General features: G+C 75.8%; 6 protein-coding genes. 2 read left to right on the top strand and 4 right to left on the bottom strand.

Annotated elements, in window-relative coordinates; genetic code table 11:
* Positions 1–111: 111 nt before the first annotated feature.
* The 3 genes from AB0F62_RS09890 to AB0F62_RS09880 form a co-directional block, all read right to left on the bottom strand.
* A complete protein-coding gene (locus tag AB0F62_RS09890; protein WP_361794644.1) occupies positions 112–1,122 on the bottom strand; it encodes an aldo/keto reductase in 1,011 nt (336 codons plus the stop codon).
* 768 nt (positions 1,123–1,890) lie between these two features.
* Complete coding sequence (locus AB0F62_RS09885) at positions 1,891–3,270, bottom strand: HAMP domain-containing sensor histidine kinase (RefSeq protein ID WP_361794641.1); 1,380 nt, start codon at positions 3,268–3,270, stop codon at positions 1,891–1,893.
* 19 nt (positions 3,271–3,289) lie between these two features.
* Complete coding sequence (locus tag AB0F62_RS09880; RefSeq protein ID WP_361794638.1) at positions 3,290–3,988, bottom strand: response regulator transcription factor; 699 nt, start codon at positions 3,986–3,988, stop codon at positions 3,290–3,292.
* A 152-nt stretch (positions 3,989–4,140) separates the two neighbouring features.
* Here AB0F62_RS09880 and AB0F62_RS09875 point away from each other — a divergent pair, with 152 nt between their 5' ends.
* Together AB0F62_RS09875 and AB0F62_RS09870 are read left to right on the top strand one after the other, a co-directional pair.
* The gene (locus AB0F62_RS09875) at positions 4,141–6,480 is read left to right on the top strand and encodes an MMPL family transporter (protein WP_361794635.1); all 2,340 of its coding nucleotides are present in this window, start codon (positions 4,141–4,143) and stop codon (positions 6,478–6,480) included.
* Positions 6,477–7,202, top strand: coding sequence for an LmeA family phospholipid-binding protein (locus tag AB0F62_RS09870; protein WP_361794632.1), 726 nt, complete (start codon positions 6,477–6,479; stop codon positions 7,200–7,202). The genes AB0F62_RS09875 and AB0F62_RS09870 overlap by 4 nt, the downstream gene beginning before the upstream one ends.
* Here the strand turns inward: AB0F62_RS09870 and AB0F62_RS09865 are convergent.
* Positions 7,190–8,548, bottom strand: coding sequence for a hypothetical protein (locus tag AB0F62_RS09865; RefSeq protein ID WP_361794629.1), 1,359 nt, complete (start codon positions 8,546–8,548; stop codon positions 7,190–7,192). The genes AB0F62_RS09870 and AB0F62_RS09865 overlap by 13 nt on opposite strands.
* Between the last annotated feature and the right edge of the window lie 432 nt (positions 8,549–8,980).

Raw genomic sequence — 8,980 nt, 5'->3', positions numbered from 1 at the left:
GGGTCACCAGGCGAAGGCCTCGGGGGCGGGTCCCGGTCCGGCTTCTCGCCCGGCGGGTCACCAGGCGAAGGCCTCGGGGGCGGGTCCCGGTCCGGCTTCTCGCCCGGCGGGTCACCAGGCGAAGGCCTCGGGGGCGGGTCCCGGTCCGGGGAAGATCCCGTCGAGGTCCGCCAGCAGTTCCTCGTCCAGCTCCAGTTCCACCGCGCGCAGCGCCGAGGCGAACTGCCCGGGCGTGCGCGGCCCCACGATCGGCCCGGTGACCCCGGGCCGGGTCAGCAGCCAGGCCAGCGCGACCTCGCCGGGCTCCAGGCCGTGCTTGCCGAGCAGGTCCTCGTACGCCTGCACCTGCGCGCGGACGACCGGGTCCGCCAGGCCCGCGGCCGACCGGCCCACCTTGGTGCGGGCCCCGCCGTCCTCCCGTTCCTTGCGCAGCGCGCCGCCCAGAAGGCCCTGGTGCAGCGGTGACCACGGGATCACGCCGAGCCCGTATTCGCGTGCCGCCGGGAGGACGTCCAGCTCGGCGCTGCGCTCCGCCAGGTTGTACAGGCACTGCTCGCTGACCAGGCCCATCGAACCGCGGTTCGCGGCGGACTCGTTGGCCTGCGCGATCTTGTAGCCGGGGAAGTTGGACGAGGCCGCGTAGAGGATCTTGCCCTGGCGGACCAGCACGTCGACCGCCTGCCAGATCTCGTCGAACGGGGTGCGCCGGTCGACGTGGTGGAACTGGTACACGTCGATGTGGTCCGTGCCGAGCCGCCGCAGGCTGGCCTCGACGGCCCTGCGGATGTTGAGGGCGCTGAGCCGGTCGTGGTTCGGCCACGACTCCTCGTTCCACGCCTTCCCGTCCGCCGACATGTTCCCGTAGACCTTCGTGGCCAGGATTGTTTTGTCGCGACGGCCCCCGCCCCGCGCGAACCACGAGCCGATGACCTTCTCCGTCAGGCCCTTGTCCTCGGCCGTGCCGTAGATGTCCGCGGTGTCGAGGAAGTTGACCCCCGCGTCGAGCGCGGCGTCCATGATGGCGTGACTGGTGGCCTCGTCCGTCTGTCCGCCGAAGTTCATCGTTCCCAGGATGATGCGGCTGACCTTGAGGCCGGTGCGGCCGAGTTGTGTGTACCTCATGGGGTACCAGCGAAGCTCTTCGAGTGAACTCACGGCAAGTGCGGGGCCGTTGTCGTGTGCGGGTTCGTTGCGCCTGCGGCGGGCTGTCTCCCGCCCGCCCGCCCGATTGCCCGGCGCGGTCAGGCACCGCCTCGCGCGTGTGTGGGTGGGCCGGGTGCGGGGCCTCCGGGGCTGGGCATTCTGGACGCATATTTACGTGCGTGGCGGGTACCTTCTTTCGTCGTCCCGGGTGCCGCACACAAATACGCCCAGTGTCCAGAACGCCCACCCCTCCGACCCCGCCCCCTCCGTTTCGCTACGCGCCTGATCCCCGGAGGGTGGCGAAGAAGCGGTCCGGGGTCACCGCAAGCACCCAACTCACCCCCACCGGGTCAGGCGTCCCACGGGAGGCGCCTCCCAGCGGTAGCTGGGAAGGGCGGGGTGAGGAAGCGGTTCGGGGTTGCGGCGGGTGCCCAACCGAACCCCCCTCCGGCCGTCGTGCGCCCACACGACCGGAGGGGGTGTGGCGGGGTGCGCCCGGAAACGACGAGCGGCGGACCCGGCGCGGAATGATGTGGGGGTAAACCGCGAGCGTTGGTGGGGGTACCCCCGGCCGGAGGCTGGGGGAGTGCGCCGGCGCGGCACCGACCCCAGACGAACATTGCGCAGGCCCGCACCGACCGCGCCGGATGGGGGTCCCCCCGGCCGGAGGCTGGGGGAGGGAGGGAGGGCGGGGAACCCCCCACATCAACCACAGCGGCGCCGCACATGACAACCGCCCCCGCGCGTTCACGCGCCCCTGGGCAGGCGCACCGTGAAGCACGCACCGCCCTCGGGCGACCCGCCCGCGGCCGTGATGGTGCCGCCGAGGAGGGTCGTGAGGCGGTGGGCGATCGCGAGGCCGAGACCGGTGCCGACGGGGCGGACGCCCCGGTAGCGGGTGGCGAGGGCGGCGCGGTGGAAGACGACCGCGAGGTCGTCGTCGGTGAGGCCCGGGCCTCCGTCGCGCACCTCGAACACGGCCTCCGCGCCCTCGGCGCGCAGCGCCAGCACGAGTGGACGGCCGGCCGGGGTGACGCGCAGCGCGTTCTCGGCGAGGCCGTCGAGCAGTTGGCGGACCCGGAAGGGGTCCGTGTCGGCGAACAGGGGGCCGCCGGGGCGCTCCAGGCGGAAGTCGACGTCGTGGCGGGCGCAGCGGCCGGCCCAGACGACTCCCGCGTCCTCGAGGAGGGCGTCGAGGTCGGTCCGCGTGGCGTCGAGCCGGAAGTCGTCGGCCTCCAGGCGGGCGAGGTCCAGCAGGTCGCGTACGAAGCCGTCGAGGCGGCGCGTCTCGGCGAGGAGGGTGCGGCCGGCGCCGGGGAGTTCGCCCGGGCCGACCACGCCGTCGGCGAGCGCCTCGGCGTAGCCGCGCACGGCGGTCAGCGGGGTGCGGATCTCGTGCGAGACGGAGAGCAGGAACTCGCGCTGCCGGTTCTCGCTGCGGGCGAGGGCCGTGTCGAGGGCGGTGAGCGCCGCGGCGAGCTCGGCGACCTCGGCCGGGCCGTCCTCGGGCAGGGTGAGCCCGCGTTCACCGGCGGCTAGGCGGTGGGCGGTGCGGGCCGCCGTGGTCAGCGGCCGGGCCAGCCGCCGGGCCAGCAGGGCGCCGGCGAGGGCGGAGCCCGCCAGGCCGACGACGAGGGGCGCGGCCAGGCCGCCGCGGATGCGCGCGGCGGCCTCGTCCACCGCGGTGAAGGGCTTGGTCAGCACCACCGCGCCGCCGTCGCGGGAGGGGTGGCCCTCCACCAGTACGCGGCGCCCGTCGAGGGTGGCCGTCGCGGAGGCGGCGTCCCCGCCGCGCAGCGCGGCGATCACCGCTGTGGTGACGGCGGGCGCCGCCGGACCGGCCGTCGTACCGTCCGGGGCCACCACCGCGAGTTCGACGCCGTTCGACCCCGCCAGCCGCTGCTCCCGCTCCAGCAGCAGCGACGACAGCGCCGGTGTGCGGCTGAGCACATCGGCCTGCCGCGCGAGCCGGTCGCGCTCCTGCGTCTCGGCGGTCGTCCGGACGGTGTGCCAGGCGGCCAGCCCGGCCAGCAGCACGGCGACGGCCGCCACGGCGGTGGTGAGCAGCACGAGGTTCCCGGCGAGCGACCCGCGTCCGCGGCCCGTGCGTTCCGTCGGCCGGGTCATCGCGGGCCCTCCCGGCTGCTCACGCGGGGAGGGGGCGGGGCGGAGCGGCGCTGTAGCCGACCCCGCGGATCGTGCGGATCAGGGCCGGATCGCCGAGCTTGGAGCGCAGTTGGGAGACGTAGACGTCGACCACGCGGCCCTCGCGGAAGTCCGGCCGGCCCCAGACGCGGGCGAGCAACTGGTCGCGGGAGAAGACCTGGCCGGGACGGCTCATCAGGCAGGCCAGCAGGTTGAACTCCGTGGTGGTCAGGTCGAGCGGCACGCCGTCCCGGTGGACGGTGCGGCGCACCGGGTCCAGGGCCACCGGGCCCAGTGTGCGCGGCCGCCCGCCGCGCGGCGGGCCGTCCACGCGGCGCAGGACGGTCTTGACGCGGGCGACCAGCTCGCGGGGTGAGAAGGGCTTGGTGACGTAGTCGTCCGCGCCGAGTTCCAGGCCCAGGATCCGGTCGGCCTCCTCGTCGCGCGCCGTGACCAGGAGCACCGGCGTCCAGTCGCCCTCCTCGCGCAGCGCGCGGCAGAACGCCGTGCCGTCGATCCCGGGCAGCCCGATGTCGAGCACGATCGCCACCGGACGCAGCCGGCGTGCCGCGGCGAGCCCGGAGAGCCCGTCGGCCTCCACGTGGACGCCGAAGCCCTCCCGGGCCAGGTAGAGCCGCTGGAGGTCGGCGATGTGCCGTTCGTCCTCGACGACCAGGACGAGGCCGCGTTCTTCCGCCATGGCCCCGATGCTAACCACCCCCTTCGCACCGGCCTTGCGGACGACGGGGATCCTGACACTCCCCGAACATTCCGCCAACGCGGCCCTTGCGTTCGTCGGCCAGTATGCGGACGGTGCCCGGCGGACCGGCCGGGCGGAGGGAGGACACCGTCTTGGCTTTCCCACAGACCGGCGCGGAGCCCGCGCTGCTCGGCGTCGCCCTGGCGGCGGGCGCGGTCGCGGTGGCGGCCGTCGTGGCGCTCCTGCGGCGGACCCGTGCGCCGCGCCCCGCGGCACCGGAGCCCGGCCTGCTGTACCGGGCCGGACGCGGCTGCGCCCGGCACCCGTGGCGGGTGATCACCGCCTGGCTGCTGGTGCTGCTGGCCGCGGTCGCTGCCGACCGGGCCTGGGGCGGTACGTACGAGGACGATTTCGCGCTGCCCGGCACCGCCGCGCAGACCGGCGCCGACCTCCTCGACGCCCACGGCGCCCCGGGCGCGCGCGGCACCGCCTCGCAGATCGTGCTGCGGGCACGGCACGGTGTGCTGGCCGACCACCGGGAGTCGGTGGCCGCGGCGGTCGCCCGGGTCGGGGAACTGCCGCACGTGCTCTCCGCGGCCGATCCGCTGGCCACCCCCGGCGCGGTGTCCGCCGACGGTGCCATCGGCTACATCACCGTCCGCTTCGACGCGAACCCGGCCACCCTCGACCACTCCTACGTCGGCGACGTCGACACGGCGACCTCGGCCCTGCGCGCCGACGCGGTCACCGTGGAGTACGGCGGCCCGCTGGGCCTGCTGGCCCGCCCCAAGGCCGCGGACCGGGCCTCGGAGGCGATCGGACTGGGCACCGCGGTGGCCGTGCTGCTGCTGGGCTTCGGCAGCCTCGCGGCGGCCGGACTGCCGCTGCTCACCGCGGTCCTGGGGCTGGGCGCCGGGATGGCCGTGCTCGGGCTGCTCGCGGCGGCCTGGTCCTTCGGTGCCGCCGCGCCGACGCTGGCGACGATGATGGGCCTGGGCGTGGGCCTGGACTACGCGCTCTTCCTCACCACGCGCCACCGCGGGCTGCTGCACACCGTCGACGACCCCGCGGAGGCCGCCGGCCGCACGCTGGCCACCAGCGGCCGGGCCGTGATCGTGGCGGCCGTGACGGTCGCCATGGCCCTGGCGGGCCTGTACGCCTCGGGGGTCGTCTTCATCGGCACGCTCGGCGCCGCGGCCGGCGTCACGGTGGCGGTCGCCGCCGCGGCCTCGCTGACCCTCACCCCCGCGCTGCTGGGGCTGCTCGGCCGCCGCATCGACCGCTGGTACGTCCGCCCGCCGGTCGACGAGCCCGCGCCGGGCGGCACCGACGTCTGGCACCGCTGGGCGCGCACCGTGGGGCGGCACCCCTGGCTCTTCCTCACCGCCGGAGTGCTGGTGCTCGGGGTGCTCACCGTGCCGCTGGCCTCCCTGCGGCTGGGGCACGTCGACGCCGGTGCGGGACCGGTCGGCAACACCGACCGGCGTGCGTACGACCTGCTGTCCGAGGGCTTCGGCCCGGGGACCAACGGCCCGCTCACCGTGGTGGTCGCGCTCGACCGGGACCGCACCGGGACCGGGGCCGACCGGGAACGGCTGGCGGCCCGCCTGCACGACGCCCTCACCGGCGCCGACGACGTCGCCGCCGCGACCATGCCGTCCGCGACGCCCGACGGCGCGCTGCTCGTCGCGACCGTCACCCCGCGCGGCGGGCCCGAGGACCGGTCCACCGCCAATCTCGTCCACCGTCTGCAGGACGACGTGCTGCCCGGCGCCCTGCGGGGCAGCGGCGCCGAGGGACACGTCACCGGGCCGACGGCCGCCCAGCTGGCCTTCCGGGACGTCGTGGTGGACCGGCTGCCGGTGATCGTGGCGGTGGTCGTCGGCGCGGCCTTCCTGCTGCTGCTCGCCGTCTTCCGGAGCCTGCTGGTCGCCGTCAAGGCCGCGGTGCTCAACCTGCTGTCCATCGGCGCCGCGTACGGGGTGGTCGTGGCCGTCTTCCAGTGGGGCTGGGGCGGTTCGTGGCTCGGCGTCGGCGAGAGCGTCCCGGTGGAGTCCTACGTCCCGATGATGATGTTCGCCATCGTCTTCGGGCTGTCCATGGACTACGAGGTCTTCCTGCTCTCCCGGATCCGCGAGTCCTGGCTGGCGACCGGCGACGGCCAGGGGAGCGTGGCGACCGGGCTGGCCGCCACCGCGCGGGTCATCTCCTGCGCCGCGATCGTCATGACCAGCGTCTTCCTCGCGTTCCTCCTCTCGTCCAACGTGGTCGTCAAGATGCTGGCGCTGGGGCTCGGGGTCAGCGTCGTCATCGACGCCACGATCGTCCGGCTGCTCCTCGTCCCCGCGACGATGTACCTGTTCGGCCGGGCCAACTGGTGGATCCCGGCCTGGCTGGACCGGCTGCTGCCGCGCCTGGACCCGGAGGGCGGCGGCCACGGGGCGGCGGGTTCCGCCCCGGTCCGTGCCGAGGCCGCCGGGAGGACGCGATGAGGGCCGGCGGGCGCCGGGCCCGGACCTTGCTCGGGGGCGCCGTCGCGACGGCGGTCCTGGCCTGCGGCGCCGGTGAGCTGACCGCCCGGCACGTCATCGACCAGCGCGTCGCGGCCGCGGCGGGCCGCGTCCTCGGCGTCGCCCCGGACCGGGTGGCGGTCGACACCGGGGGCGGGCCCGCGCTGCTCGCCCTCGCCCACCGCCGCCTCGACCGCGTCGAGCTGAGCGGCGACGACGTCACCGTGGGGCGGCTGACCGGCGCCTCGGTGCGCGTCCGGATGGACGGCCTGCGGTTCGGGGCCGAGCCGGCCGTCTCCGCCACGCACGCCGACGTCCGCGTCCCGGCCGGGTCGGCGGCGGCCGGCTCCGGGGACACCCGGGACGACGGGGACGGCGGGCTGCCCGTCAGCGCCGTCGTCCCCGACCCGGCCACCGGCACGCTGCGGCTCGAACTCGGCGGCGGCATCGGCCGGGTGACCGTACGGCCGGTCCTCCGCGACGGCCGTGTGGCGCTCACCGTCACCGGCGCGGAGTTCCTCGGCCGGGACGCCGCGCCGGCGGTCGCCGACCGGATCGAGCGGCGGCTGGCCGAGCGGGCGCCGCGGGGGCGCTACCCCCTCGCGCTGCGGGCGACCTCGGTCGAGGTCACCTCCGGCGGCCTGCACGTCACCCTGGACGGGGGCCGCGCCGCGCTGCCCCGGCGGGCGGCTCAGGCCGCCTGACCGTCGACCACGCCCTTGGCGAAGTCGGCGCGCAGCCGGGAGAGTTCGTCGTCCGGCACCGCGCGCGCCCAGGCGTCGGGGAGCCCGCGGACGGTGTGGTCCCTGGAGCTCGCGGCACTGTAGGTGGCCGTGCAGGTGAGCGAGACGGTGCCGGAGGGCTTCATCTTCTTGTGGAAGGCGCAGGTCTTGACCTTGCGGCCGTCGAGGGTGATGTCGATGCTGATCTCCGCGTGGACGGGGGCGTCGGCGGTCTCCTCGCCGTTCGGGTCGTCGTAGACGGAGTTCTGGATGGTGAAGCGGGCGGTACAACTGCTGTTGCCGCAGGGGGAGAAACGGGCCTTGCCCGTGGTGCTGAAGCTGACCGCGGGGTCGACGGCCGACTTCAGGGCGGTGAGGTCCCGGCCGTAGGCGTCGGTGAAGGTCCTGCGGTCGGCACCGGCCAGGGCGGTCACCGTGGTGTCCAAGCCGTCGGGGAGGGGCAGCGGCCCGGAGGCGCCGGGGGAGTCGCCGGCGGCGAGGCGGAGCAGGGTGCGGGGGGCGGAGTCGCTGATCCAGAACCGGCCGCTCGCCGTGGTCAGCAGTTTGGCGGGCCGTCCGGCGACCCTGGTGGACGAGATCGTGTCCGGGCGGCCGCGGCCGGCGGCGTCGCGGAGCAGGGCCGAGACGTTGGCCGGGTCCAGCGGGGTCGTCAGGTCGTCGATCTCGGGCAGGTCGCCGGAGGAGTCCAGCCAGCGGTCGTCGATCCGGTCGAGGAGGTCGCCCGTGTAGCCGCGGTCCTTCCAGTAGGCCCGGTCGGCCTTGGCGAGGCGGTGGTCGTCGGTGGTGAGCAGCCGTACGGTGGCCCCCTCGTCCCGGAGCGAGCCGCGGCCCCAGCCGCCGGGGGTGGTCTGCAGGTCGAAGGGCGTTTCGGCCCCGCTGTCGAGGGCGAAGTCACCACGGTAGGAGACGACCTGGGCGCCGTCCAAGGTGTCCGCAGCCTCCCGCAGCATGTTCTCGGCCTCCGCGGCCGGGTCCTTGCTCGCGGTCGCCGACCGGGCCCTGCCGTCCCCGGAGGCGTCGCCGCTCCAGGGCGCCCATATGAGGAGCCCGGCGACCAGCGCCGCGGTGGTGAGTCCGGCCGCGGCCAGCAAGGGGCCTCGCCGCCGGGGCGGCGGCGTGGGGAAGCCGGACTGCGGCGGATACCAGGGGGACCCGTGGTGGGCCTGCGGCGGGCCGTACGGCGGCGCCGGCGCCCCGTACGGCGGTGGCGGCGGTGGCGGCGGTCCGAAACCGCCGCCGCCCGTGCCGCCGCCCGTCCCGTGACCGGGGCCCCAACCGCCGCCGCCCCACGGTGTTCCGTCCGTCATATCCGCTTCTCCCCGCCTTGTGCGGTCACTCGTGCCCTCACCGATGTCCCCGTCAGGACGCTTCGCGTCCAGGCGCGACCTTCTCATCCGCCCCGGGTCCCCGCCCCGGCCTTCCGCAAATCCGCGGCGGCGGCCTCCCGTCACGGCTCCGCACGGCTTCGTACGGTCCCGCCGCCGCGGTCCCCTTCCGGGCGGGACGCGAGGACAAGCATGGTTCCCTCCCGGCCCGGGCGCGAACTCCACCCCGGGCGTGCCCGGTTCCGGGCCCGTGCCGGGCCGCCCGGCAGGCCGCCGGCGCGGTGCGCCGAAACGGCCCGGCCGGCGCGGCACGCCGCGTCACCGAGGGGGTGCGGGGGCTTTCTCATACGGCTCTCATCCGCGGCTCACACTCTCATCAGGGCCGGTTTCTAGCGTCGCGGCAGCGGGAGCGAG

This window comes from Streptomyces sp. NPDC026673 (assembly GCF_040638135.1).
GTDB lineage: Bacteria > Actinomycetota > Actinomycetes > Streptomycetales > Streptomycetaceae > Actinacidiphila.
Note: the sequence above shows the minus strand (reverse complement) of the source record. Positions and strands in the feature narration are given on the sequence as shown.